This is a genomic window from Corynebacterium sp. HMSC034E11 (assembly GCF_001835905.1).
Lineage (GTDB): Bacteria > Actinomycetota > Actinomycetes > Mycobacteriales > Mycobacteriaceae > Corynebacterium > Corynebacterium coyleae.
In genome coordinates this window covers 46,527-71,771 of the sequence record NZ_KV826370.1, presented here as the reverse complement: position 1 = coordinate 71,771, position 25,245 = coordinate 46,527, and the positions used below count along the sequence as shown (strand labels likewise).

Sequence of the window (25,245 nt, the reverse complement as noted above, 5' to 3'; positions counted from 1 at the left end):
CGAAGACGCGCTGGCGTATATCCCGCCCATGTTCGCAGACGTGCTGCAGCGTGAGTATGAGCAGGCGGCGGCAGGGATCACCCAGCCGAGCGCTCGCGCTGTTCGGTCTGCGCTGAAATGCTTCACCACGCCGCGCTTGCGGGACACGCTGCTTGCCGCACTGCTCGATGACCCGCAGGCGGGCCTTGCGTTCATAGAGAAGGTTATGCGCGCTGTCCCGACCAGCTGGCCAGGCATGCGCTCGCAGCTCACCGCCACTGTTGCCGTGCTCGCTCACGCCACAGGCCAGCCGGGGCTAGCTGGCGTGGCTGCGCAGCGAGCCACCGAGATCGGGCCAGACGAGAACTTCCCGTCGCTGGTGGCGAAGCTGACCGATATCGGCCAGGGCGAGCGGATGGTCGAGCTTGTCCGCGAGGGCGCTGAGAAGACCCGCACGATCTTGTTTGCCGAGTAGCACCACACACCCCGTTGTAGCAATGCAACGGGGTTTCTTTTTCTCGCGGGGCCTTGGCTTGCGACGACAGACACCGCAACGAGGCAGGGGAGTGACCTTTAGACAGCAGAGCTGTCTCCAACAGACGGATTGACCACCAATCCGAACAAGGAGGCACGTGATGCGCGACATCACCCACACCGACCTGGAACTGCTCTACCAGCTCGCCGACGGCATCGACGGCGAGGACGCCGATCCGGGCGCAGCACAAGAACTGCGCGACCTAGAGGCGGCAGGCACACCGCTGCCCTGGGCAGTGTTGTAACGACAGCGCAACCGCCCCGCAGCAGCAAAGCAGCTGCTTAAGTACCCAAATTGCACGGCAAATCACACCCACTCACGTAAGGAGAACCAACATGTCCAACCCCTTCAACAACGGCACCATCGTCGGCAACGCAGCTCGCGCACCCAAGCTGTTCGAGCACGCAAACGGCGGCGCGACGGTGAAGCTCAGCGTCTATGCGCGCAACACCTTCAAGAACAAGTCCACCGGCAAGGTGGAAAGCGAGATCGTGGAGCTGACCGGCTACGTCCAGGACGCCGTGAACCCCGGTGTGTTCGGCTGCATCGGCTCCGGCGATCGCGTTGCGGTGAGCTACTCGCTCAAGACCGACGTCTACACCGACAAGGACGGTGTGAAGCAGTACCCGCTGGTGGCGCGCATCGACACGGTGCAGCTGATCGATTCCAAGAAGGAGTCCGCTGCTCGCGCTGCCCGTCGCGGAGGCGAGGCGGCGACCGCCGCCCTGGCTGGCGCTGAGGGCGAAGAAGTACCGTTCTAACTACGAAACCCCGCAGGGAAACATACGACCTGGGGTTTTGTGAAGCGATTTCAAACGCATCTAGTGGCGCCATTTATGGTTGGGGGCATGGGCGCAGGAAAAAGTGATTTCGACGTTGTAGGTGACCGTGCGGACGATCCGGAAGAGATGGTGCGCCTGCGGTTCGATGTCGCTTACGACGGCACGGACTTCCACGGTTGGGCGCGCCAGAAACCTGCCGGTGGGGAAGAGCTCCGCACGGTGCAGGGCGTGCTGGAGGACGCGCTGAGCCTGATCCTGCGCTACCCGGTGGAGCTGACGGTGGCCGGCCGGACGGACGCGGGAGTCCACGCCGCCGGGCAGGTGGCGCATGCGGATATTCCGGTGTCGTCACTGGACCAGAGGTCGATTGAGGGGGATCCGGGGAGGTTGGTGCGTCGATTAGCGAAATTGCTTGATCCCGACGTGCGCGTTTCGGCAGTGTCCGCCGCGCCCGACGGCTTCGACGCGCGTTTCTCGGCGTTGACGCGCACCTACCGCTACCGGGTGACCACCGCGGACGGCGGCGCGCTGCCCCTGCGCGTGAGGGACACCGCGGTGTGGCCGAAGAAGGTGGACCTGGACGCGGCGCAAGAATTCGCGAATGCCGTGGTCGGGCTGCACGACTTCGCGGCGTTCTGCAAAGCGCGGCCGCACGCCACCACGATCCGGGAGGTCCGCTCGTTCGAGTGGCGCGACGTGTCCACCGGTGAGGAACCCGAGCTCTACGAGGCGGTCATCGTCGCCGACGCGTTCTGCTGGCACATGGTCCGCGCGCTGGTGGCCACGTGTCTCGACGTCGGCTCCGGCAAGCGCGACGGTGAGTGGGCCGCGGCTTTGCTGGGGGAGAAGGAACGCTCTGCCGCGGTGAGTTTGGCACCCGCAAATGGGTTGACCCTCCTCGGCGTCGACTACCCGGCAGATAACGAACTCGCAGCTCGCGCTGCAGTGACGCGCGACCGGCGCGACGCTTCGGAGGTGCACTCCGAGTCTTCCCGGGCGACGGAATAGACTGCTTGGGCAGGAATTGTCCGAACGAGTCGCCCCCGGGAGGTAGCGCATGGATGCAGTCGGTGCCGTGTGGTTGGCCATCGCTGTATTCACATTGCCGGGGCTGATCTTCGCGTGGGTCGCGGGCGCGAAACTGCCCGCTGCGGCCGCGTCGTCGCTGCCCGCGACCTTCGGCATCGTCGGGTTGGGCAGCTGGATGTACGGCGCGATGGGAATCCGCTTCGGGTGGCCGTCGTTCATCGTTTTCTTAGTGCTCATGCTGTGTCTGGCGGCCGGGTGGCGCTACGCGTTCGCGCGGCGGGCGAGAAAACGCGCGGCGAAGAATTGGGTGCGTGCCCTGTGGCCGGGCGACTGGCGGCGCGGCAGTATCGCCGACCCGTCGTGGGTGCTGCCCGGCGCCGGCGTCGTGGCTGGCGCGTGGATGCTGATCGCCAAGCAGCTCGAACTCCAGTCGAAGGTGCCCGGCCAGCTGGACAATATTGTCCAGGGTTGGGACATCCAGTGGCACGTCAATGCGGTGCGCTTCATCATGGAGGAAGGCATTGCCTCGCCCACGCGGATGGGCGAGCTGCAGAACCCCGAAACGCACATCGATCTTTTCTATCCTTCCGCTTTCCACGCGGCGACGGCGCTGTTTGCCAGCGCGGGCGACCTCGCCCCCGTGGAAGCCGTGAACCTCGCGTCGATCGTGCTGCCGGGTCTCGCCCTGACCGCCGGCGCCGCTGGTCTGGCGTGGGCGATGGCGCGCGGCCGCGGCATGGTCGCGCAGATCGCCGCGGGACTGGCCGCCATCGCGGTGTACGCCTCGCCGGTGCTGGTGTGGATCCCGGATTTCGTGGGCATGCGCCCCTACATCGTGGCGATCGGACTGTCCGGCATCGTCATCGCGTTGTTCCACCAGGTGCCGCGCTACCGCGCGCTGGCCCTGCCGACGCTGTTCGCGTTCTTAGGCATGATGCAGGTCCACCCGTCCGCGGTGCTCGTCGTGGTGCTCGCCGTGCTGCTGTACTGGCTGACCTACCTGGTGTGGCGCCCGGACCGCTCGCGTGTTAGCGATGTCCTGTGGCTGGCCATTCCGGCGCTCGGCGCGACGGTGGCGTTCCTCCCGCAGCTCATCGCCGGCCAGACTCAGGCCGAAGAGGTGAACACCTGGGACGCCAGCGAGAATGTCACTTCAGGGGAGGCCTGGGAGAAGGCGTTCAAGATGAGCACCCGCCACGTGGGCGAGTTCTTCCCCGACTTCGACCCGACCATCCTGCTGTGGCTCGCCGGCTTCGGCGCGATCGCCATGGTGGTCTGGCGCGGGCAGGTGTGGGCGCCCGTCTTCTACGGGCTCATGACGGCCAGCGCGGCGCATGCGCTGCACCCGTTCGACGGACTGTGGGAACCGCTTTTGACCCTGCTCGGGTCCCCGCACTACAACTCCGCGCACCGCATCATCACGGTCGTGGCGCTGACCGTCATCGCCGGTGCCGCTGTCGGCGCCGCGATGATCATCCGCGTGTTCACGCTCGCTCCCGTCGCTGCCCGCTACGGCACCCGCCCGTGGGTGTGGGGCACGTCGATTGCCTCCGCTATCCTCGCGGTTCTCGTCGGGTGGGGCACCGGCGCCTGGGCGTCCACCGTCGCCGTCGACGGCGCGAAGATGTCCTTCGACGCCTCCCGCCTCAACGACCGCATGGTCGACGACGACCAGCTCACGGCCTACGCCTGGCTCGCCTCCCGCCCGGAGGCTCACGAGGGCTTAGTCATGGGCGAATCCACCGACGGGTATTCCTGGGCCTACGCCATCGACGGCGTGCCCACAGTCGCCCGCCACTACCTGTGGCCCAACGGCGGCCTGGGCGTCGACTCGAACCTGCTCGCCGACCGCGCCGGCCAACTCGGCGCCGGTGAACGCGGCCGACCGAACGAGAAATCGCCCGCCGACGACGCCGCCGCCGACCTGGGCGTCCGCTTCATCGTCTCCTCCGGCAACACCTTCTGGCCCGGGCCCAAAAACTGGCAGGTGGACAAGGCCCTGTGGACCACCCCCGGCGTCACGCCCGTCTACCAGCGCGGTCGCGTGACCATCTTCGCCGTCAACGCGCAGCTCACCCCAGCTGAGATCAAGGAACTCCAGCGCGACGCCGTCGCCAACGGCGGCTCCACCGAGCTGCCTGAGCTGACTCCGACGAGTGAGGAGCTGGCGGCCGCGGGCGTCGAATAGCGTTGCGCACTTCAGTGCGCATTTTCGGGTTGAAGCCCGCCCCGCATGCGCTTAGCGTCGTTTAAAGAAGCCATTGCTAATCGACGGGGGCGTCCACATGGCTCAGCACACTCATGCCGTTTCGGGGGAGACAAAGCAGGCGCGCAGGCTGTTGCCGACGACGCGTTCGCAGGTTTCGGGGCACCGTTTCATGCGCCGGCGCGTGGAGCACGGGCTCATTTACGGGGATATCCGGATGATTCATGATCCATTGGCGGCACGGCGTCGTTCGGCGATCTTCGGGATGGTCGCGGTGGCGCTCATCGCGGCGGGATCGGGGCTGTTCGCGTGGTTGCGGCCGAATCCGGATCCGGGCGCGGCGGCGATTCTGCGGGCCAATGACGGGGCGATGTACGTGCGGGTCGGGGAGGTAGTGCACCCGGTGACGAACCTGACGTCGGCGCGACTGATCGCAGGCAGTGCGGAGGAGCCGCAGCGCGTGGGGGAGGAGCGACTCACCGAGATGCCGCGCGGTGTGCCGTTGGGTATCGCCACGGCGCCGGCGATGTTCGCGCCGGGTGATGCGGTGGATGCTGCGTGGTCGGCGTGCGAGGGGGAGGAGCGTGTCACGGTTGTCGCCGGGGAACCGGTGCAGCAGCTTGCCGACGGGCAGGCTGTCGCGGTTACTCAGGGCGGCAACGAGTGGATGCTCACCAATGAGGGGCGCGCAAAACTCCCGCCAGACAGCGATGCACAGGGCAGGCTGATCCGACGCGCCCTGGGCATCGACGCGCGGGTCGTCCGCGCAGACATCAGTGCGCCGGTGCTGTCCGCGATCCGCGAACTTCCGCCGGTCCGCCTGCCACACCCATTGCCGCGCCTGTTGCTCGCCGACGGCACCGACGAAGCATGGGCTGTCACACAGCATGGCGGCATTCAGCCCGTTTCGGAATTACAGAAGCAGTTGCTTATCGACGCCGCCGCACCCACCTCAACCTCTTCCCCCTCCCAGATTGCCGCGTATCCGGATGCCCAAGTCCCGCTAGATATCGCCGTTCCGGAGAAAGCGCCGGAGTGGGTTGATCCACAAGGATCGGCCGTGTGCGTGACGGAGTCAGGCTCTGTTGCACTCGTTGCCCCAGATTCGGATGTCTTGACCGCAGGATCGGTCGAGCTGTCCGGTGACAGCCCCGCGACCCATTTCGTCGGGTTAGCCTCCGGTGCTGTCGGCGTCGACACCGGTGCCGGCTACCACGTCGTGTCCGCTTCAGGTCAGCGCCATCTGGTGGATACCAGGGACAACCTCGACGTCGTCGGCGCACTGCACGTGGACACCGTTCCGTGGAGCATCCTCAGTCTCCTGCCCGAAGGCCCGGCCCTCACACGCGAGGCAGCGCTGACCGCGACCTACTGATAGCGCTGCGACGCCAGTCAATCTGGTCTCGGTGCACTACCTTCGCGGCGAGTTTTAGCCGTGGTGAATGGAGCGATGCCGGGGTCGGCCCTGGAGGAGTATCCGTCGAAAAGCGCCCACTGCGACAGCAAGGGCGGCGACGAGCACGACGCTTGCGACCGTGAAACTGCTTCGGTGTGGGGCAGCGGAATCAATGGTCGCAATTGGGCGCGCACGCAGCGGTGCGGTGTCGGGGCTCTGCTCGCGTTCGACGAATGGGACAGCCCGCAGTGGGTCGACGGCCCCGCCGTGCGGTTCCGCGGAGGCGGTGATCATGATAGTCAGTGCAGCTAATCAGGCGGCTTCAAAGGCATTCGGCGAGCGGTAGCCGGACCATGAGTGCAAACGTTTCGTGTTGTACCGGGTGCACCACCGAAACACATCCCGGCGGCACACCAGCTGACTTGGAAAAACAGGCTCATCCTGAAGGACTTCCCGCTTCAGTGACGCGTTGAACGACTCCGCCAACGAGTTATCCGCACTCGTCCCGATCGCTCCCATCGACTGGGTGACGCCGAACTGCTCACACAACCTCCGGTACTGCTCAGAGGTATAAACACTGCCGTGATCCGAGTGGAAAATCGCCCCATTCAGGTCTCCTCGTACCTTCCAGGCCATCGTCAGGGCTTCGGATGATAATCCGCATATCTGTGGGGTATTTGTCGAGGTTAATGCCCAGTGGTTCCCCGGCCCAGGATCGCATCCGGGAAGTGATGTCTGCGACATAAGCGTCCGTGGTGTCGCTGACCGTACCGCCCGCGCGGATGATGCCTTGTTTGATGCCCTCGCCGAGCGTGGAGGCGATGTCGCCGATCTGCCAGGTCACCGGCAACCCCACCGAATACGCCAGGCCTTGTTGGTTGAGGTGTCTCAGAAAGGCCTGGGATCCGCCGGCGGAATCCGTGCGTATCAGCAAACGCTTCCCCCACTCCTGACCATCGACGCGGTTGGGGATCGCGGCCAAGGCCTGGTCGAGGACGTCCTTGTGGTCGTCGGCGGTATTCGAGCCGACGTTGTCCGGACGCAGCAGGACGGCTGCGGGTTCACCGGTCAGCCCGTCGCCGTGGTCGATGATCGCGCACAGCGGGTGGAACCCGTAGTGCTTCTTCCAGGTCGGGGCCGCTTTTTCCTTGTCTGAGTGGGCGAGGATTTCCGTGGCGTCCAGGTCCAGAACCAACGGAGCATCGGTGCTGGCCGCGGCGGCGGGGTTGCGGGCACCGCAGGCGGTCCAGTCCGCGGTACGGGCTGTTTTCATGCCGGCCAGCACCGCGGTTGTGCCGGCACCGGCAGCTTCGTCGTCGTGGTCGGCGAGTTCCTTGCGGCGGCGGTGCACCGTGGAGTGCGACGGCACCTGGTCGACCAGGCCGGTGGCCACCAACGGGCCCAGGAGATCAACATCGCCTGCGTCGTCCCCGCTGAGGGCCAGTGCCAGGGCTAGTGCGGTCATGGTGTGCAGCAGGTTCGGGTTCTGCCACTCGGCCAGTTCCACGTCGATGGCATCGGCGACTTTGACGGCGTCGGCGGTGGCGGCCAATAACATGAGTCCGGCGTTCGAGCACAGTTGAGCAGGAGCGGGGGTACCGACATGGAAGCTGGTAGTCTTCACCCTGAAGGTGATCCTTTCGAGCAGGCAAATTGTGACATCAACAACTACTAATTTACCTGGTCAAGGGTCACTTTCCTTGTATCTTCACCACGTGTCAGCCCGCTTCCCGTGAAAACACCGGGTTACCTTCTCGAATATGTTGACCGACAGTGAACGACCCCTCATTTTTTTAACCCAGAAGTTGACGTGACCACCCGAGGTATCGCGGACTTTTGTCCGGAACGTCCTCTTCCGCCCCCTGAATGGGGCTGACCTGCACTAATACTACTTTTGGGGGATCGACGTGAGCGTCGGCCCGGGTGATGGGGTCCGCTCAGCGCCACTCCGACATCGCGTCATCGCGCAGGAAACGGCCCGTGGCCGCCACCGCCGGTCCCGAGGACTCCGCCCCGGCGACGAAGGTGCAGAACGCCAGGTCACCCTTGATGCCGGCGAACCAGCCGTGGGCGGGCCGGTTGCCCCCGACCTCCGCGGTCCCGGTCTTGCCGCCGAGACCGTCGATGTCGCTCAGGCTGGCGGCGGTCCCGGAGTCCACCGTCTCCGCCATCATCGCGCGCAGGGCCCGCACTGTCGCCGGGTCGAGCGGCTCGGGGTCCTGGTCGGCGGTGGTCTCCTCACCCTGGATCAGGGTCGGCAGCACCATCCGGCCGTTGTTGCCCAGGGAGGCCTCCATGACGGCCAGCCCGAAGGGGGAGGAGAGGACCTCGCCCTGGCCGATGGCGGCCTCCACCCGGGCCGCGCCGGGCTCGGTGACGGGGACGGAGCCGGTCACCGTGGTCATGCCGGGCGCGGTGAAGTCCACGCCCAGCCCGAGGCGCGCCGCCGTGTTCCTCATGTCGTCCGGCTCCAGATCCTGGGAGATGAAACCCTGGGTGGTGTTGCAGGACTGGGCGAAGGCCTGCGTCATGGAGACGTCCCCGAGGGCGAAGTTGCCGTCGTTGGGGATGACGCGGCCGTCGATCTCCGCGGTGGCGGGGCAGGCGACGGTGGAGTCGGGTACCACGGTGCCGCGTTCGAGGGCGGCGGCGGTGGTCACCGTCTTGAAGGTGGAGCCGGGCGGGTACAGCCCGCTCAGCGAGACGGGGCCGAGGGCGTCGGCGGCGTCGTTCTGCGCGACGGCGATAACCCCGCCGGTGGAGGCGCTGAGGGCGACGATCGCCGCGGGCTGCTCGATCGGCTCCAGGGCCCGCTTCGCGGCCGTCTGCACCCCGAGGTCCATCGTGGTGCGCACGGGTTCGCTCTCCTCCGGTTCCACCTGCCCCAGGATGGTCGTGCCGGTGGGGGAGGTGGCCTGGAGGGTCCAGCCGGCGTCGGCCGTGATCTTCTCCGACCAGTAGTCGCGCAGGCCGCCGTCCACCGGGGAGGCAGTGTCCCGGGTGGGGCCGAGCATGCGGCCCTCCTCCCGCAGGTCCAGTCCCTTGATCGCCCGCAGGGCGTCCCCTATCACGGCGAAGTCCCGCTCTCGGAGGGTGAACAGCCCCACCGGGGAGCCGTCCCCGGACTCGATCTGGGCGGTGACGGATTCGGCGGTGGAGGTCGGCACGACCGGGCGGACGGCGGCGGCGATCTCCCCGGCCCGCGGGATCAGCTCCGGGCCCGCGGAGACGACGGTGACAGGTGTCCAGGACAGGATGTCGGTGCCGTTGCGGTCGGTCACCGGCAGAGTGAAGGTCTTGTCGTCGGAGTAGAGGAAGCGGCTGTCCCCGTTCAGCTCCGTGGAGAAGATCCGTTTGTCCCAGGTGATGAGGTCGCTGTCCTGTTCGGAGAGGGTGATCGTCCCGGTGGTGGTGAACTCATCGCCATTCGGGACGGTCCAGGTGGCGGTGATCTCGGTGGCGCCGTCCTCCTCGCCGCCGGCGTCCAGTTCCACGCTGGTCCCGCCGATGCCCGCGCGCAGCTGCTCCAGGTCGGCTGCGGCCCGGGCGGGATCGTCGCTGAGTGTGGCGGCACCGGCGTCGTCACCGGCGTTGAAGGCGGCGACGAACTCGTCCACCGCGTCCCGGAACCAGGGCACGGTGCAGGAGGAGAGCGCGAGCGCCGTAGCGGCGAGCAGGGCGGAGACACGGACAGTGGTGCGGGTGGTCATGCCGGATGAGATTAGGCCCACGGGCTCACCGCTACCACGTTCCCGCACGACTTCCGGCCAGTCGGGAGACGAATATCGCCTGCTCGGCGGGGTGTTCTCCGGTGGGAAATCTCAGCGCGACATGCGCAGTTCATCGACGAGTAACCGGGCGATGCGGCCGATCGCGGCGTCCGCGGCCGCGAGGTTCGGGCCGCTGCGGGCTGAACGGGTGATCACGGCGACGACGATGGGTGCCTCCTCGTCGACGGCCACCACGGAAACCTCGCCGCGCACGGGGCCGATCGTCCCGGTCTTGCCGTGGAAGCGCACGCCCCCGGCGGGGAAGCCGGAGGGGATCCGGTGGCCCCACACCTGCTGCCCGAGCACGGTCCGGGCGAAGGCACGGGAGACCCCGGTGAGATCCGGGCCCGTCCAGATCCAGTCCAGCAGGCGGCACAGCTGGCGTGGGGTGCTCACCGAGCGGTAGGTGGCCGGATCCTGGTGGACCCGGGGGTAGGAGACCAGCAGCCGGATCGCCTCGCTGGCCGCGGAGCCGTCCTCTGGAAGGGCCGGGAGTTCGGACTCGGTGGTGCCCGGGGCGACGATCGTGGTGTCCTCGAGATTCGCCAGGGAGACGACCTCCCCGACCAGGCCCGGTGGGAGACGCCGCTGCAGCACCCGGGCGGCGATGCTGTCGGAGAGCACCACCATCTGACGCACCAGATCCCGCAGGCTCATCGTCACGGGATCGGCGAACAGCCCCACTCCCGGGGTCCCGACCGGGCCGTCATCCGTGCTGAGCGTCACCGCGTCGAGCGGATTCAGCAGCCCGCGGTCCACGGCTAGGCAGAAGGCGGCCAGGAGGTGGACCTTGTACATCGACGAGATGCTGGTCTGACTGTCGGCGCCGACCCCGACGCCGGCCGCCTCTTCGCCGACCGGGTGCGCCCAGCACCAACCGTCACAGCCCGCGGCGACCAATTCGGTGCCGATCCGGGCCCGCAGGCTCCTGGTCATCCGGTCTCTCCCAGACGCCCGAGGGAGCGCCGCAGGGCACGGTCCACGACGTCGCGCAGATCCCGCTTTCCGACGGCCCCGCCCCGTTGCGGCGGCACCACACACCGCAGCCGCAGGTGGAAGGCCGTCGGCATCGGGAACGCGGGCAGGCCCCCGAGTTGATCGGGGGTGAGCAGCACCATCGCGCCTCCGGCACCGAGCCGCGCGGCCAGGGCCGTCCGGTCCGGCCACAGCTCGGTCTCCGGGTGCAAGCCGATGGTGAAGAAGGCGTCGGCCAGGCGTCCGGCGGCCGCCGGGCTGACGGCGGCGGTGTTGTCCAGCAGGGTGTGTCCCCGCAACGCCGCCCAGGTCGCGGGCTTTTCGGCGGGCCCGGCGAGCAGCCGGGGAACCTCGTGCAGCTGCCCGCGAGACAACTCACCCGTCGGCGCCGGGTCCTCGATGACGGCACAGTCCAGACGGCCCTCGCCCACCCGGGTGACCAGCTGCGACACCTCGGCCGTGTGCACACTGACCCGGCCGACGTCCCGCAACGCGGAGGTGAGGTCGAAGGCGATGCCCGGCGGCACCGAGGGGGCCAGCCCCACGCGTACCTCGGCCCCGGCGTCGGTGATGGCGTGGGCCATGCTCTGCAGTTCCGTGGCGTCCCGGACCAGAATCCGGGCCTGCGGGAGCAGGGACCGGCCGGCCTCGGTGAGGGTGGCACCGGTGGCGGAGCGGCGGATCAGGTCGAGGCCGAGATTCGACTCCAGACGTTTCAGCCCCTGGGACACGGGGGACTGGGTCAGCCTCAGCCGCTCCGCGGCACCGGTGACGCTGCCCTCCTCGGCCACGGCGACGAAGTACTCCCAGTGCCGGAGGGAATTCGGTCGAGTTGTCATGTGCCCCGAGCCTAGTGGAGGGGACTCTGACGAGCTGAGCGAGGTACGGGGATCAAGGGCTCACCGGGCCTGTCGTGCAGCGGATTGCCGTGGTGGGTCCAATTCAGGCGAAGATGCGTATGACAGCCGAACCGGCACCGTCCCGGGCCAGGGGAGAGACCCCTTTTCCCACGGCACCAGAACTGATCTGTGCGAGGGGGAATCGGCGAACTTCAGCTACCTGACCGCCACCCTGGATGCGTCCATCCGTGGAGCGGGACCCGCGGTCGGGGAGTGGCCGGGCAGAATCCACCGGGTGGAACCCCGGTCCCCTTCGAGGACGACCCCGACCTGACGGACAAGCGGTTTACGGGCAGTGGAGGAGATCCTCGACTGAGAGCCGCATGCCCGAGGTGGTCCGGGAGATGCGGGGCAATCCGGAAGAACTCGAACGGCTCGGCATTGAGGCGAGCAACGAACGACAACGCGGCGGGAAACCACAGGTTTCTCGCCGCGTTCGGCCTGGTTCAGACCAACTACCGGTCAGCCGCGCAGCGTCTTGAGCGCCTCCGACCAGGCGGTGACCTGGTTGAACACATCGGTGAGAGCGCCGGTGGCGCCTTCGGTCGGGGTGAACTTCGACATGTCCTCGAAGTCGGAGCTGAAGGGCAGGAACACCTGGGCGCGGACGTCGGCCATCTGCAGTTCCGCGGCGATCAGCCGCCACGCCTCCACGGAGCGGGTGCCGCCGGCGCTGCCGTAGCTGACGAAGCCGATGGCCTTGTTGTTCCACTCCGCGTACAGGAGGTCCACGGCGTTCTTCAGTGCGGCGGGCACGGAGTGGTTGTACTCCGGGGTGACGAAGACGAAGCCGTCGTAGGAGGCGATCTTCTCGGCCCAGGCCTTGGTGTGATCCTTCGAGTACTGGCCCATGGCCGGGGGCATGGGCTCATCCAGCAGGGGCAGGTTCTGGTCGGGCGATGTCCACGAGCTCGAACTCGGCGCCGCCGTGCTGCTGCGCGTGCTCGTGCACCCATTCGGCGACCTGGGGTGCCAGGCGGTTGGGGCGGGTGCTGCCGACGATGATGGCGATGCGGGTCATGGTTTTACCTCCGAATAGTGGTGGTGGTGACATTCCCGTCTCCCACGCTAGCTGTACTTCCCCGTGACGTTGTGAACGCGTTGCAGGGGGAGTTAACCCTCCGATAGCAGTGTGAGCCCGGTTGCAATTGTAATCGTGGATGAACCCCGCATACGCTGCGGGGTTATTTTTTCAACCATTTCACACGCCAATTTGCTGCGAATCACTTGTGCAGTTTTACGGTGCAGTGGTGCGGTGCTTTTACTGGCGTTTCTGCTGCGCAACTCACTGCACTATGTAGTGTCTGTGACATTTCATTAACACGTAGGTTGCACTGTGTATTGGGCACCCATTTCATCGACACGTTTACTGCGCAATCAAATGCCCTGTCACTTTAATGACATGTGAATTGGGCAGTGAAGTGGTTTGTCATCCTATTGACACCTTTACTGCGCAACAGGATGACAACGACATTCTGCAGGTCTGTGTGCTGGCATGTTTGCTGTGCAGCACATGCGCCGTCGTACACACCGACGCGCTGCGCAATATCTCCGCCACTTAACCGGCCAATTCGCTGCGCAACGTAGTGACACTTGGCCCCGCTTAGCCGAGATTTCTTCGATTTTCGCCGAATCTCAGCGGTTTCATACCGCAGATGACCGACGACGCCGACGGCGCCCTGTACGGCCCGCAGACGGGCGTGCAGAGCGCATGGTGAGCTGCTAAAGCTCCATACCGCCGTCACGATCACGCTGCTGTTGCTGCTGGCGGCGCTTCTCGATACGCTCGCGCGCACGTTGCTGCGCCCCGCCCTTCTTGCCTGAGGTCTGCGACTGCTTGAACAGCGTGTAGCGCTCAAGCAGCTCCGGGCTGCGATGCAGTTCTTGCACCAGGAACTTCTTGTCCAGATGCTCCAACTGCTGTCCTGACTTCACCGCTTCTTCGATGATGATGGCTGCTTCATCTTCGGCGTCCGTGTGCGCGTTGCGGCGGATCTGATCAGCCTCATCGCGGGCATCCGTGCGCGTTACTGCAGCGTCGCGCGTGGCCTCGTCGCGGATGCTTGTGGCCTCATCTCGTGCTTCGCTGCGGATCGTCTCAGCGTCGCGCTCAGCCTGCTTACGGGCCTCGTCGGCTTGGCGTGTGATCGACTCCGCTTCGCTGCGGGCTGCGGCTGTAATCTCGCCCGCCTTGGCCTGTGCAGTCTCTTCGGCTCGTTCGAGCAGCTCGTCTGCTTGCGCTTCGGCAAGGCCCATGGTCTGCTCGGCTTCTTGCTTGGCCTTCTCGCGCGCGTCACTGCGGATCTGCTCGGCTTCTTGCTCTGCCTTCTCACGTGCCTCGTTGAGCACACGCTCGGCAACAGCGCGAGCCTGTTCTTCGGCGTGCTGCAACACACCTTGCGCTTTTTCGTTGGCAGCTTTTGCCTGTTCAAGTTCTTTTGCTGTTTGCTCGCGGTCACGATCAATTGCGTCCATATCGCGCTGCACGGATCGCTTCTTGACTTCCACATCATCCTCGCGCTTGGCGAGGTCGCGCTCCCGGTCTTGTTGTTCTGCGTAGCGTCCGAGGTTCAACGACTCGTCATGCCGCTCGGAGACTTCCAGTTCCACCGGATAGCCCAGCGAGTGCATGTGTTCGCGCAGGCCCCGTTGCGCGTCGATGAACTTCTGGTTACCCGAGATCTGCTTGCCCTTCTTCGGGCCGGATGTGTACCGCACTGAGGTGTCAGTGTTGTACGCGATGCCGGGGCGGCAACGGAGCTTGTCGGGATCTTCGGGCTTCGGTGAGAACGTATCCGCCTGGAACTGGATGTGTGGCGTTGATTCGTCGAAGTTCATATCACCGCCAGCGACTGCGTCGATACCGCCGGGAATGAAGTTCTCGGCGAGCCAACGCATTGACTCTTCGGGGTACATCATTGCTTCTTCGTAGTCGCGGGCTGCATAGCGCGGACGTTTCACTTCGCGCCCGTCCACCTCACTGGTGTAGTAGTCGGGGATCTCCTTGCACATCGACTTCGGCAGATACACGACGAACAGCGACGTCTCGAAACTGTTCTTCTGCACGCGCACTCCGTCCATCCGAGGCGTCTACGGCCGCCACAGGGCCGTACAGCCGCTGCCACAAAGATGAACCAATCGAGTCGCGGCGCTACACATTTGCATCAACAGCTGCCGCTGGATCTGCTGCGAGCGGGCGCTCGCGAAACACACGTCGCTGGCGGTGTCTGTTACATGCGCTTGCGCGCATATGGCCGCCGCGAACGTGATACGTCTGCACCGATAGTGTGCTTGTAGCACGGGCCGATATGGAGTGTGTTACTCAGCCCGTGTCGTTGACCCCCGCAGCAGCATCAACACCGCTTTGCGGCGGATGGCTCGCTGCGGGATGTTCACCACCCTGCAATGACCGCCTAGCGGCGGTGCCAGAGTGCAGGGTGTGGCTGTGCGCACCACGTTAACGATGTCGGTCTTGCCGTTCGGTTCGACGCCGTGGCACGTTCGCAAGCTCACGTTGCACACGGCGTGCGCGATGACGCGGGAAGACGCCGCAAGCGGCGTTTCCACCCGTCATCGGCCCTTACTTTAAGACCGACATACAACGACTGACGCCGTATGTGGTGCGCACAGCGTGGCGACCTGCAGATTTTGTGTAGGCACCATGTGCGCTTCGCGCATCAACGGGCCGTTTCGGGTAAGGGTCGAAGACCGCATAAAGACCCGAAACACGCAGGTCGCAGCCCCCTTCTGTGTCAAAACCCCTATATGTTTGTCGTTATAGGGGTAGAAGGGGGAAAAGGGCATAAGGGGGTGCGACGCCTCCGCTGCGCTCCGGCGCTCGGCATAGCCGAGGCACTGCACCGGGTATTACTACTCGCTGGCGCTCGCATAACCCGGTGCCCGGCGCTGGCGCGCCGCCCCTCATAGCCCCAGACTCAGACCTCGCTCGCTCGGTCTGGCTGGGTCTACCTTTCCCTCCGCTGCGCTCCGGTCAAGGTGCCCAATAGTGCAGCTGGCGCTGCACCTTGTGTGATGACCCATGCTTTACGTCACGACACTGCCGGCAATCCGATATATCTTGTCGATATACAGTCGGATATGCCAGCATCTGTGTGTCGTGTTTGGGTCATCACGAAACGCTCCATCACGGCAAGCGTGCCGTGATGAACATCAACGTTTCTACCGACGCGGCATGATGCGGCATGCGCCGCATACCATCTGCCGTCGCGGTTGCATCTTCAGCAGCACAGCTGCTGAAATCTGCTCTGTCCACGCTGCTGTCTTTGCTGCACCCACGGCCCCGTCTTCGGCATATTTCAAGTCCACACAAGACTATGCCGGCCAGAACCGCGCATAACAGCAGCGCGACATACCGCCAGCCATGTGGCGGATGATCCAGGCGACGGGGCAGACGTGTATATGCCCCGTCGCCGATACCGGCGCAAGCATCGTGACAGTGTCACGTGTAGCGGTGCCGCAGCCACCCGCACACACGCGAAAACCCCGCCCTTGCGAGCGGGGTGTGTGGCGACATCAAACGTGACGGCTGTACGTCGTCACGCCGCGTGGCCGTACACACATGAGGTGATTGCGTGTACGGCTAAAGGGTTAGTCGGGTACAACTTCTAGATGCCGCTTCGGCTTACTGCCCTCGGTGCTCTCAGGCGTGTCGCCGTCACCGTTCTCAGGTGTATCGCTGTCCCCTTCGGTGCTGGCGGACTTGTCACCGTCCCCTTCGGTGCTGGCGGACTTGTCACCGTCGAGATTCACCTCGAACTCTTCGGCATACTTGCGCAACTGCGCAAGGCGCTCCTTTGTCGCTTTGTGTGCACGGCGCGCCTCGTTCACGGTATCTTTTGCTTGCTGCTCATCGCGCAGCGCTGCTGCGTAATCGTCTCTGAAAGACATGGTTTGTTCTCCTTGGTTGAATGAACTGTTTATTTGGACTCGGGGCACGACGGTGGAGCGCGCGTGTGTAGTAGCACGGCCATCACCCATCAGCCCTCGCACTCAGTTCAAGACCCAGCCTGACTAGCTGAGCTAAGCGGCGGGATCTCGTCGTAGGCGGGTTTGTCCGCATTAGTGCTTCACACCGCCCAGCACCGTGACGAGCTGCTGGCGCTGCTCATCTGTCAGTTGGGGCGCTGCATTCACGACGGCATCGACGAAGCCGTCGAATAGCTGCGGGGCAGGGCGGCGTGCGGCCGCGAGGTAGGCGTCGAGATCGTCTTGGCGAATCCGATAGGCGGTGCCGAAACGGTGGAATGAAAGACGGCCCTCTTTAATAGCTTTTCGCAACGTGGACTCGGAGCCGACGCCGAGATCGGCGAGTTCCTGCAGCGTGTAAAAGCGTGGCGCGACGGCGGTAGTCGTGTCCTTTTCGGACATAGAAAAACGCTCCTGGGCAGATTGATCTGTCCCGGAGCGGGGTGCTTTACCGGCTTGCTATTCAGGCGGCTTGGAGTGCCGTGCTCAACTCGCTAGAACGGTGGTCTGCCGTCCCATCGCTTTACGGGAGCGCTTACTCCCTACCTGACCGCTTTTGTGGTTGGCAATGCCGTTGCCGACCGGTCTATCTCGTCGGAGGAACCGCGCCTATCACGGTCGAGAGGCTGTCTCTTTATGAATTATCCTCGGGGTTATCCCCCGTATGCGGCTGGCTAAACCAAAAACGAATTAAAACGCCACATACGGTCTGGGGGCCATCGTACGGAACTTATGCGTCGCGCACAATAGCCTGCGACCTAATCTTTACGAATCGAACCGAGCACGTTTCTACACGCCACGTGGCACGGCTGGGGTGTTGTGGTGGGGCAGCTGTTGTGTGGCGGCATGGTGACACGCAAGGGGCGCGCCTTTTTGTGACCTGTGACACGTCTATAGTGTGCTCGTTTCGTAGTTTTGACCTCGTTTCGTAATTTGCCGATCAAAATACGAAAAAATTACGAAACGCTCTACCTGCGGTTTCGTAGAACTACGAAAATCGGAAAACCAAATTACGAAACACGCGATAACGCTGTGAACTGCACAGACACGTCACATTTCGGGGATGTTTCGTAATTTTGCGGCATTTCGACCCAAACCTTTTAAGGGAGAGACACAGACACACATTACGGGCACATGTCTACGACATAGACCATCCTCATTGAGGGCACGCTGCAGGGGTTGTAGCTATGTGACACGGCCGGGATGCTGCGTCACGGTGACACGCAAGGGGCGCGCCTTTTTATGACCTGTGACACGTCTGTAGCGCGCTCGTTTCGTAATTTGCCGATCAAAATACGAAAAAATTACGAAACGCTCTACCTGCGGTTTCGTGATTTCCGCAAACGAAAAGAACAAAACTACGAAACACGCGATAACGCTGTGACCTGCATAGACACGTCACATTTCGGCGGTGTTTCGTAATTTTGCGGTATTTCGACCCAAACCTTTTAAGAGAGAGACACAGACACGCATTGCAGGCACATGTCTACGACACAGAGCGTCCTCGTTGAGGGCACGCTGCAGGGGTTGCGGCTATGTGACACGGCCGGGATACTGCCACGCTGCAACACGTCCGTGGCGCGCCGTTGTGTGACACGCAACACAGGTGTTGTGTGTTCGTTTCGTAGTTTTGACCTCGTTTCGTAATTTGCCGATCAAAATACGAAAAAATTACGAAACGCTCTACCTGCGGTTTCGTGATTTCCGCAAACGAAAAGAACAAAACTACGAAACACGCGATAACGCTGTGACCTGCATAGACACGTCACATTTCGGCGGTGTTTCGTAATTTTGCGGTATTTCGACCCAAACCTTTTAAGAGAGAGACACAGACACGCATTGCAGGCACATGTCTACGACACAGAGCGTCCTCGTTGAAGGCACGCTGCAGGGGTTGCAGCTATGTGACACGGGACACAATCGCAATCAAGGTGTCTCTTCTTATTTAGATTTTCTTCAAAAAGTGGAAAAATTACGAAACGAAAACCATTTACGCTGCTCAACGTATGTTTTTGTGTTTCGTAGTTTTGTTCTTTTCGTTTACGAGATTACGAAATGACCCGCAAATACCTACCGTGACCTGCGGTGATGTGTTTCGTATTTTTCTGCGTAATTTCACGTCGCCCGAAGCAGACACCCTGCCGTGTGCTTGCTGCAGGGCTGCGGCCGTCCCTCCATGTGGAGCGTCAGTGTCGATGCTGTAACTTAAACGTACATACATTTGTGGCGCTCTCGTTACGTGTCTGTGCATTGCCGAGCTCTTTACTGTTGTGTGTGGGCGCGCAGCCGTAGTGTCCGTGCCACTCCGAGTAGGGCGCGTCGTACCCCAAACCCATGTTCAATTAAATTCCAATCCAGAGAGGTCTTGCACTGTTGCGGTGCGGTTGTCTTCTTTCTCACCGTATTGGACCCTGCGAAATTAATTGGATACGATAGGCCCATGTTGATTTCAGGTTCCGTTTTCATGCGGCCGCTCACCAGCCGCTAAGGCGGTTTTCTCCCTCCCGCAGGTTAGAAACCGCTCCGGTCCTTTAGCCGGGCGGCCATTTGCCATGCCCGGCTCCCTTTCAAATCCAAGGAGCACACCTGATGTCTGCATACGGACACGGCCGTCACGAGCATGGCCAAAATTTTCTCACCAACCACAAGATCATCAACTCCATCATCGACCTTGTGAAACAAACCTCCGGCCCCATCATTGAGATCGGGCCAGGAAGCGGTGCCCTCACTCACCCGATGGCCCACTTGGGGAGGGCGATAACGGCAGTTGAAGTGGACGCAAAACTAGCTGCCAAACTCACAAAAAAGACCGCCTCGGCGTCGGTCGAAGTGGTCCATGATGATTTCCTTAACTTCCGGTTACCCGCCACTCCCTGCGTCATTGTGGGAAACATTCCCTTTCACCTCACCACTGCCATTCTTCGAAAGTTGCTGCATGCGCCAGCATGGACTGACGCTGTACTCCTCATGCAGTGGGAAGTCGCTCGCCGCCGGGCCGGGGTAGGCGCAAGCACGATGATGACGGCTCAGTGGTCCCCATGGTTCACATTTCACCTGGGTTCTCGGGTACCAAGGACTGCTTTCCGGCCACAGCCAAACGTTGACGGGGGGATCTTAGTGATCCGCCGGGTGGGTGACCCGAAGATCCCGATAGAGCAACGCAAAGCCTTTCAGGCGATGGTGCACACCGTTTTCACCGCCCGGGGACGCGGGATAGGGGAAATTCTCCGAAGGGCAGGGTTGTTTTCATCACGTTCAGAGACACAATCATGGTTGCGCTCGCGAGGAATCGACCCCGCAACCCTACCTCCCAGATTGCACACCAGCGACTGGATCGATCTCTTCCAGGTGACTGGTTCCTCTTCACCGCGCCATCGGCCCATTTCACAATCGGGAAGTAGTCAACGCCCTCCTCAACGGAAAAATCGAGGCCGGCGGCGGTAATCCCCCCACCACCAAAACCGAAATCCACCAGTAGTAGTGAACGACCCATGTTCGTCTACCGTGAGCCGCGTTATGGCAGTGACGTGTTCTCGTCGGGCACAGTCATAGTTCCCGGCGTTGCCAGCGACAGGGTTCTACACCCAGCAGCGGGACCGATCAAAATCACCCGCACGGGGAACGACCCTGCTGGTGGTTTCGATTTTGATGAAAGCGAGGAGACATAGCCCCTCGCCAACTCCCCGTAGCTGGCGAACAGTAGCTCCTGGCGCTGGCGCTCGTTGGTGAGTTTGCGTGCCACATCGAAAGCCTTATCGACTTCCCGGTCCAAGTTGTTGTGGGCCTTGAGCAGAATTGGGTCCATCGATAACGGGTTGTAGTGCTCCGCGAGTGACCGCTGGGGGTGCCGCTCGCGTGCCCGCAGCACCAACTGTCCAGCGTCGATGATTCGCTGCTGCGCTTTCTCATCTAGTTCACACGGAGCTGGTCCGAAGGAGTAGCTCCCGGTGTACTCCGAAGAACGGAAAAATGAATAGTGGGGATACATCGACTTCCATTTTCCATTCTCCCGGCTCAGAGTATTGAGGGGTCTGGGACCGGGTCCGTAAACCCTTTATGTTTTTCGCGCACAGCGGTTTTTAGCGACGATCCCTATAGGTTTTCCGCAGAACCTATATGTGTTTCTGTGCACCCCCATATGTTGTCTGTTTCTAGCGGTATTTCGTTGTACTTTGCGCATCGAATAGTTATTTATCGACGACACTCCGTGGAGTTCAAGTTCAACGTGTAGCTAGGCCTCGGGGCTGCCCACACAGAACTCGTTGCCCTCTGGATCCTGCATGACGGTCCACACCAATCCCGGTGCTTTGTGGGTGCCGAGTTCGGTTGCGCCCAAGCCTTTGAGGCGCTCTACTAAGGATTCGCGCTCCGCCCCGCCAGCGTCGATGTGCATGCGGTTCTTGCCAGGCGTGGGATCGTCAACGCGCTGAAACCCTAGCGCTGGGGTGGAATCAACCATCACGAAATCGCCGTAATCCGCGGCGATTTCGCAACCTGTGGCGGCGGACCAAAACTCGGCGAGCTGGGACGGTTCGAGGCAGTCGAAAGTGATCTGGCGGATCGTGAAGTTGGGGTCGCTCATGGGCATCATTATGGGGGCGGGGCTAAGAAAGCGCAGCATGGTGTCCGGGCGGGGACTCAGCCTTCCGGCGTAGTGGAGCGTATTGAATCGCGAGGGTCACTCCCGCGAGAGCGCAAGAACTCGATGTCGTAGCCTTTTTCGGCTTCGGCGACCCAAGCATCAACCTGATCTTCACTGATCGGCTTCCCGTTTTATTGTCTTCACGGTAGCCACCGTAATGCGGAGCTTGCGACGGTGTGGTTGCGTAAAGTGGGTGTGCATTTGTATTCGGGCGAGCACAAACTTAACGTTGTGCGTTATTGACGCTTCGCGTTATGGGGGATAGGGTGAGACATGATCCAGTCATTCGCTGACAAGGACACTGAGCGTCTGTGGAATCGAGAGCGGGTCCGCTCGATCGATTCCCGCATTCACTCAGTAGCGCTGCGCAAGCTTCGCCAGCTTGGGTACGCGCAGACTCTCGATGAGTTACGGATTCCTCCGGGAAACCGGCTCGAGGCCTTGAAAGGCGACCGGCGGGGTCAGTTCAGCATTCGAATCAACGACCAGTGGCGGATCTGTTTTCGGTGGTCCGCCGCGGGGCCAGAGGAGGTTGAGATCGTTGACTACCACTGACAAGCTCCCTCCGGTTCACCCGGGTGAGATCCTTATGGAGGACTTTCTCAAGGAAATGGAGATCACCCAGCACAAGCTGGCCGTCTCCATCGGCGTTCCGCCCCGCCGGATCAACGAAATTGTTCACGGTAAGCGCGCTGTAACCGCTGACACTGCCCTTCGTTTGGCGAAGTTTTTCGGGATGAGCCCCCAGTTCTGGCTTGGGTTACAGGCCCAGTACGACCTGGATGTGGCAGAAGACAAAATCCTGGCGGAAATCGAACGGATTCAGCCGCTCCAGGCTGCCTCGGCGTAGCAGGTCAGCGACTTTAAATGCGTCGCGCCATGTCGGGGTAGTAGACGACAACCCCATCTTCGTCGACTTCGAGCTCTACATCGACTCCTCGTGTTCCGCTTGCGTAGCGAACTTTGTGTGAGTCGATTGAACTGTAGTACTGATCCGAGGCGATTACCTGGAGAGAGGGCATATCGATCCAGGCCATGATGAGCGGAGTCTTGGGGACATTCTCTTCGAGCAACCCGAGGCGCCGAATGGGCATCGTGTTTGTCAAGGGGCATAGACCCAGGTCACAGTCCACTGCAGTTTCCAGATCAGCTGGTTGTACAAGACCCGGTGACGGGAGGTGGTCCGGCTGGGTGCCTGATTCTTTAGTAGTCGATTTCCACTCGCCTTCTTCGGACCGTGTGAGCTTAAGGTGACGCTCCCAACCTTCGCCCACGACGTTGGCCACCACGTTTTGAGTTACCCAGTTTTCTACAGCCCTCAGATCCCAGGCGGCTTTGTAACCTTCCCCGACCTGGGTACCGCTAGCCGTCAAGCCAGTTTGGTGGAACTGCACCCTTGCTTCGTTCTGGATTAAGGGGTTGTCTACATGCTGCCATGTGTAAGTCCGTTCCATGCGCTGAAGCCTACTGGCCCAGGGCGCTTGTGGTCGATGGTGACAGCTCTAAGGAATCTGGGGCCGCTTCCTCATGGACTTCAGCTCCGAGCGACGCATCTTCGCTTCTCGACGGCGCCGCACCGAGCCCCTGGTCGGCTTCGTCTTGCGCCGCGGGGGAGGCGGCGGGGCGAGCGCCTCGCGCAGCAGGGCGGCCAACCGCTCGCGCGCCTCGGCACGGTTGCGGACCTGTGACCGCTGGGACGACGCTGCCACGGTGAGGACGGTGCCGTCTAGGCGATGCTCGAGGTTGCGCAAGATGCGGCGACGTTGGGCGTCGGTAAGCGATGCGCATGCGGCGATGTCGAGGGAAAGCTGTACCTTGCTGTCGGTGGTATTGACGCCCTGGCCGCCCGGCCCCGACGACTTTGCGAACCGCTCCGTCAGGTCGGCGGCCGCGATGACCACGCCGCCGGGGATCCCCGGGCCGGGCGCGATGGTCAGGTCGTTCATGCCGCCCACCCTACGTCCGAGCTAAAAATCGCGATAGATCTCGCGGCGATGACCGATTGAAAGCACTTCGATTGTGATTGTGCCTTCGTTGATGAGAGCGAGGATTCGGTATGTGCCGACGCGGTAGCGCCACTCGCCGGACCGATTCGCGATGAGCCCTTTCCCAAATGCTCGTGGGTTGGTGCAACCTTCCAAGTTGTCTTTGATCCAGGTGGCGATGATCCGCGCGTCGAAGCGGTCCATCTTCTTCAACTGTTTGCGGGCGCGGGCTGTGAATTCGACCTTGTACTCTCCTGCCGCTGCGTTCATTGAAAGTTGCTACTGATCGAGGTCGGCCAGAATTTCGTCGAGACTGTAGCGCTCGCCGGTGTCGTGAGCGATTGCGTCGCGAAGCTCCTGTAAATCGTGCGCATCCTCAATTTTCTCCAAGATCGCATCGCGGGCGAAGTCGGAAATAGTTACGCCCTCGAAGCGCGCGTACTTGCGCACTAGCTCGGCATCATTGTCATCCATCCGGATTGTCATCGTTGCCATGGGTACCCCTTTCATCAAACTGAATACAGTGTATTCAGCGGGTGACTGGCGTGCAATGGTCAATCGAGGGCTCGACGACTTCCGCTTACACTGGCGCGCATGAAGACATCGCTTTACGTTTCGATCCCCGGCAATGCCTGAGAGGCGCTCGAGTTTTATCACGGCGTGTTTGGCGGCGACGACCTGCAAAATCAGAAAGGCGCTCTCGACCGTGGCGTGTTTGGATTCACCGCCGACGTTGAGTCGGTGGAAGAAGGCGAGCGTCTCATCGAACGCCTTACCGCAGGCGGCGGCAAGGTCACTATGCCCTTCGCGCTGGCGCCATGGGGTGCGCATTTCGGAATGCTCGAGGATAAATTCGAGCTCGCATGGAACATCAGCACCGGAGACGGCCCCCGCTAACTCACCTTCCGCGGAAGCACCACGGCGGGGTACTTGCGCACGTATCCCACCGCGATGATCGCCAAAGCGGCCACGGCGCCGAGCATGGTTTCTGCGGTGCGGGCGAGCAGCATTGGGACGACTGGGGCGGCGTCGACAACTTGCACCATCAGCAGTGCGGTCGGCGTAATGAAGCTGGCGGCGATGGTGTAGTTGCGGGTCACGTACATCTCGGTCAGATACTGCAGGATGACGATCCACACCACAATCTGCCAGCCCTGCGGGTGGTGGGACAGCAGGAAGCCGGTCACGGCGATGCCGGTCAGGGTGCCAAGGACACGTTCGATGGCACGGAAGTACTGCACCTTAAACCGGGAGTTCACTAGGGGAGCGGCCGCGGCGACCATGGCCCAGTAGGAGTGGGAGAGGGGGTCGATAAGCGTCACCGAAATCAGACCTAAGGTTCCGGCGAGCAGCGGGGCGAAGAAGAACCGGTTCGCCTCGACCGCAAGGCGGCGGCGGGGCACCCGGCCAGCATCGGGGGCGCGGGTGGGGATCTCGCTTTCCTTCGCATCGCCGCCAGGGCCTTCGCCGATGAGGTGGGAAAACTGGCCCAAGATGAGGCATACCAGCGCGGCTCCTCCTGCGATGGCGCAGGCAAGCAACGGATGCACCGGGTTGCTCAATGAACCGACGGCGGCGACAGCAAAGATGACGAACACGGAGCCGGTCGGTTTCATATCGGTGGCCAAGGCGATCGTCGCCCACACTGATGAAGCGATGGAGGTGACAATCAGCAGGATCCAGGGGCTGACATCAAACCACGCGATGGTGGCGCCGAGGGTGACCATCAAGGTCAGTGCGGTGCCGGCAAGCATGTGGTGCTTCAGACGGACCTCGCGGGTGGCGTGGCGGCCATACACGCCGGTAAAAGCGCCGAAGTTCGCGTAGATGGCAAGGTCGAGCCGACCGAGCGCCAGCAGGGTAAACATGGGGATGGCCACGCCGAGCGCGGTTCGGAAGGCGGGGATGTGGTCGCGTCGTGCAGGTCCCATCGTGAATAGTGGGCTGAAATGACGCAACCGAGGCCTCCTCAATATCGAACTTTTCTCATGCTGCTCTGCTAGGGCACTCGAAATACTCTAATGGTCACTTCAAAATGTTTCAGAAGAGGCCCGCTAAGGT

General features: G+C 62.6%; 25 protein-coding genes and 2 pseudogenes. 10 read left to right on the top strand and 17 right to left on the bottom strand.

Annotated features, from left to right (window positions below):
• The 6 genes from HMPREF2690_RS00605 to eccB all read left to right on the top strand — a co-directional run.
• Positions 1 to 454: DUF4192 family protein (locus tag HMPREF2690_RS00605; RefSeq protein ID WP_141761155.1), on the top strand; the 454-nt coding region annotated here is incomplete at its 5' end.
• Positions 455 to 614: 160 nt separating this feature from the next.
• A complete protein-coding gene (locus HMPREF2690_RS12070; protein WP_016456431.1) occupies positions 615 to 758 on the top strand; it encodes a hypothetical protein in 144 nt (47 codons plus the stop codon).
• Positions 759 to 849: 91 nt separating this feature from the next.
• Positions 850 to 1,275, top strand: coding sequence for a single-stranded DNA-binding protein (locus tag HMPREF2690_RS00600; protein ID WP_070819880.1), 426 nt, complete (start codon positions 850 to 852; stop codon positions 1,273 to 1,275).
• Positions 1,276 to 1,422: 147 nt separating this feature from the next.
• Positions 1,423 to 2,304: a tRNA pseudouridine(38-40) synthase TruA gene (gene truA / locus HMPREF2690_RS00595; RefSeq protein WP_083279290.1), complete on the top strand. Its 882-nt coding sequence runs from the start codon at positions 1,423 to 1,425 to the stop codon at positions 2,302 to 2,304.
• A gap of 49 nt (positions 2,305 to 2,353) precedes the next feature.
• Positions 2,354 to 4,513, top strand: coding sequence for a DUF6541 family protein (locus tag HMPREF2690_RS00590; protein ID WP_070819879.1), 2,160 nt, complete (start codon positions 2,354 to 2,356; stop codon positions 4,511 to 4,513).
• A gap of 97 nt (positions 4,514 to 4,610) precedes the next feature.
• Entirely contained in the window at positions 4,611 to 5,906 is a 1,296-nt protein-coding gene (gene eccB / locus HMPREF2690_RS00585) for a type VII secretion protein EccB (RefSeq protein WP_070421280.1), read from the top strand.
• 54 nt (positions 5,907 to 5,960) lie between these two features.
• On the opposite strand, the gene HMPREF2690_RS11840 is transcribed toward eccB, so the two are convergent.
• The 10 genes and pseudogenes from HMPREF2690_RS11840 to HMPREF2690_RS00535 all read right to left on the bottom strand — a co-directional run bounded on the left by HMPREF2690_RS11840 (position 5,961) and on the right by HMPREF2690_RS00535 (position 16,959).
• Positions 5,961 to 6,221, bottom strand: coding sequence for a hypothetical protein (locus tag HMPREF2690_RS11840; protein ID WP_141750494.1), 261 nt, complete (start codon positions 6,219 to 6,221; stop codon positions 5,961 to 5,963).
• Between the two features lie 18 nt (positions 6,222 to 6,239).
• Positions 6,240 to 6,584, bottom strand: a pseudogene (locus HMPREF2690_RS11600) (integrase core domain-containing protein); the annotation flags it as partial.
• Positions 6,490 to 7,551 (bottom strand): transposase, encoded by a 1,062-nt coding sequence (locus HMPREF2690_RS00575; protein ID WP_256375550.1) that lies wholly within the window; start codon positions 7,549 to 7,551, stop codon positions 6,490 to 6,492. The gene HMPREF2690_RS00575 and the pseudogene HMPREF2690_RS11600, both read right to left, overlap by 95 nt.
• Positions 7,552 to 7,864: 313 nt before the next feature.
• The gene (locus tag HMPREF2690_RS00570) at positions 7,865 to 9,637 is read right to left on the bottom strand and encodes a penicillin-binding transpeptidase domain-containing protein (RefSeq protein WP_070421283.1); all 1,773 of its coding nucleotides are present in this window, start codon (positions 9,635 to 9,637) and stop codon (positions 7,865 to 7,867) included.
• Between the two features lie 111 nt (positions 9,638 to 9,748).
• The gene (locus tag HMPREF2690_RS00565) at positions 9,749 to 10,633 is read right to left on the bottom strand and encodes a serine hydrolase (protein WP_070421284.1); all 885 of its coding nucleotides are present in this window, start codon (positions 10,631 to 10,633) and stop codon (positions 9,749 to 9,751) included.
• Positions 10,630 to 11,511, bottom strand: coding sequence for a LysR family transcriptional regulator (locus HMPREF2690_RS00560; RefSeq protein WP_070421285.1), 882 nt, complete (start codon positions 11,509 to 11,511; stop codon positions 10,630 to 10,632). Before HMPREF2690_RS00560 ends, HMPREF2690_RS00565 begins: the two co-directional genes overlap by 4 nt.
• A 522-nt stretch (positions 11,512 to 12,033) precedes the next feature.
• A pseudogene (locus HMPREF2690_RS00555) lies at positions 12,034 to 12,592 on the bottom strand (NADPH-dependent FMN reductase).
• Between the two features lie 701 nt (positions 12,593 to 13,293).
• Entirely contained in the window at positions 13,294 to 14,637 is a 1,344-nt protein-coding gene (locus tag HMPREF2690_RS00550; RefSeq protein WP_231699088.1) for a coiled-coil domain-containing protein, read from the bottom strand.
• A gap of 1,542 nt (positions 14,638 to 16,179) precedes the next feature.
• Entirely contained in the window at positions 16,180 to 16,479 is a 300-nt protein-coding gene (locus tag HMPREF2690_RS00540; protein ID WP_024058949.1) for a hypothetical protein, read from the bottom strand.
• A gap of 171 nt (positions 16,480 to 16,650) precedes the next feature.
• Complete coding sequence (locus HMPREF2690_RS00535; protein WP_024058948.1) at positions 16,651 to 16,959, bottom strand: helix-turn-helix domain-containing protein; 309 nt, start codon at positions 16,957 to 16,959, stop codon at positions 16,651 to 16,653.
• A 2,187-nt stretch (positions 16,960 to 19,146) separates the two neighbouring features.
• Between HMPREF2690_RS00535 and erm the strand changes: the two genes are divergently transcribed.
• Positions 19,147 to 20,001, top strand: coding sequence for a 23S ribosomal RNA methyltransferase Erm (gene erm, locus HMPREF2690_RS00530; protein WP_070819878.1), 855 nt, complete (start codon positions 19,147 to 19,149; stop codon positions 19,999 to 20,001).
• A 70-nt stretch (positions 20,002 to 20,071) separates the two neighbouring features.
• Here the strand turns inward: erm and HMPREF2690_RS00525 are convergent, their stop codons facing one another.
• Positions 20,072 to 20,545 (bottom strand): type IIL restriction-modification enzyme MmeI, encoded by a 474-nt coding sequence (locus tag HMPREF2690_RS00525; protein WP_210401369.1) that lies wholly within the window; start codon positions 20,543 to 20,545, stop codon positions 20,072 to 20,074.
• Between the two features lie 243 nt (positions 20,546 to 20,788).
• Entirely contained in the window at positions 20,789 to 21,139 is a 351-nt protein-coding gene (locus HMPREF2690_RS00520; RefSeq protein ID WP_070452620.1) for a VOC family protein, read from the bottom strand.
• 333 nt (positions 21,140 to 21,472) lie between these two features.
• Here HMPREF2690_RS00520 and HMPREF2690_RS00515 point away from each other — a divergent pair, with 333 nt between their 5' ends.
• Entirely contained in the window at positions 21,473 to 21,754 is a 282-nt protein-coding gene (locus tag HMPREF2690_RS00515; RefSeq protein WP_005290974.1) for a type II toxin-antitoxin system RelE/ParE family toxin, read from the top strand.
• A 34-nt stretch (positions 21,755 to 21,788) separates the two neighbouring features.
• Complete coding sequence (locus HMPREF2690_RS00510; RefSeq protein WP_070452758.1) at positions 21,789 to 22,049, top strand: HigA family addiction module antitoxin; 261 nt, start codon at positions 21,789 to 21,791, stop codon at positions 22,047 to 22,049.
• Positions 22,050 to 22,062: 13 nt separating this feature from the next.
• On the opposite strand, the gene HMPREF2690_RS00505 is transcribed toward HMPREF2690_RS00510, so the two are convergent.
• From HMPREF2690_RS00505 to relB, 4 genes are read right to left on the bottom strand one after another with little or no spacing between them, the layout of a single operon-like run.
• On the bottom strand, positions 22,063 to 22,653 hold the full coding sequence (locus HMPREF2690_RS00505) for a putative glycolipid-binding domain-containing protein (RefSeq protein WP_083284865.1): 591 nt from the start codon (positions 22,651 to 22,653) through the stop codon (positions 22,063 to 22,065).
• Positions 22,654 to 22,701: 48 nt separating this feature from the next.
• Complete coding sequence (gene arfB / locus HMPREF2690_RS00500) at positions 22,702 to 23,145, bottom strand: alternative ribosome rescue aminoacyl-tRNA hydrolase ArfB (protein ID WP_070452622.1); 444 nt, start codon at positions 23,143 to 23,145, stop codon at positions 22,702 to 22,704.
• Positions 23,146 to 23,166: 21 nt separating this feature from the next.
• Positions 23,167 to 23,454 carry a type II toxin-antitoxin system RelE family toxin gene (locus tag HMPREF2690_RS00495; protein WP_070452625.1) on the bottom strand — a complete coding sequence of 96 codons (288 nt, stop codon included), beginning with the start codon at positions 23,452 to 23,454 and terminating at the stop codon, positions 23,167 to 23,169.
• A gap of 9 nt (positions 23,455 to 23,463) precedes the next feature.
• A complete protein-coding gene (gene relB / locus HMPREF2690_RS00490; RefSeq protein WP_070452628.1) occupies positions 23,464 to 23,679 on the bottom strand; it encodes a type II toxin-antitoxin system RelB family antitoxin in 216 nt (71 codons plus the stop codon).
• Positions 23,680 to 23,844: 165 nt separating this feature from the next.
• Here relB and HMPREF2690_RS00485 point away from each other — a divergent pair, with 165 nt between their 5' ends.
• The gene (locus HMPREF2690_RS00485; RefSeq protein ID WP_070452630.1) at positions 23,845 to 24,081 is read left to right on the top strand and encodes a VOC family protein; all 237 of its coding nucleotides are present in this window, start codon (positions 23,845 to 23,847) and stop codon (positions 24,079 to 24,081) included.
• Here HMPREF2690_RS00485 and HMPREF2690_RS00480 read toward each other — a convergent pair.
• Positions 24,078 to 25,115 carry an FUSC family protein gene (locus HMPREF2690_RS00480; RefSeq protein WP_070819877.1) on the bottom strand — a complete coding sequence of 346 codons (1,038 nt, stop codon included), beginning with the start codon at positions 25,113 to 25,115 and terminating at the stop codon, positions 24,078 to 24,080. The genes HMPREF2690_RS00485 and HMPREF2690_RS00480 overlap by 4 nt on opposite strands.
• Positions 25,116 to 25,245: the final 130 nt, after the last annotated feature.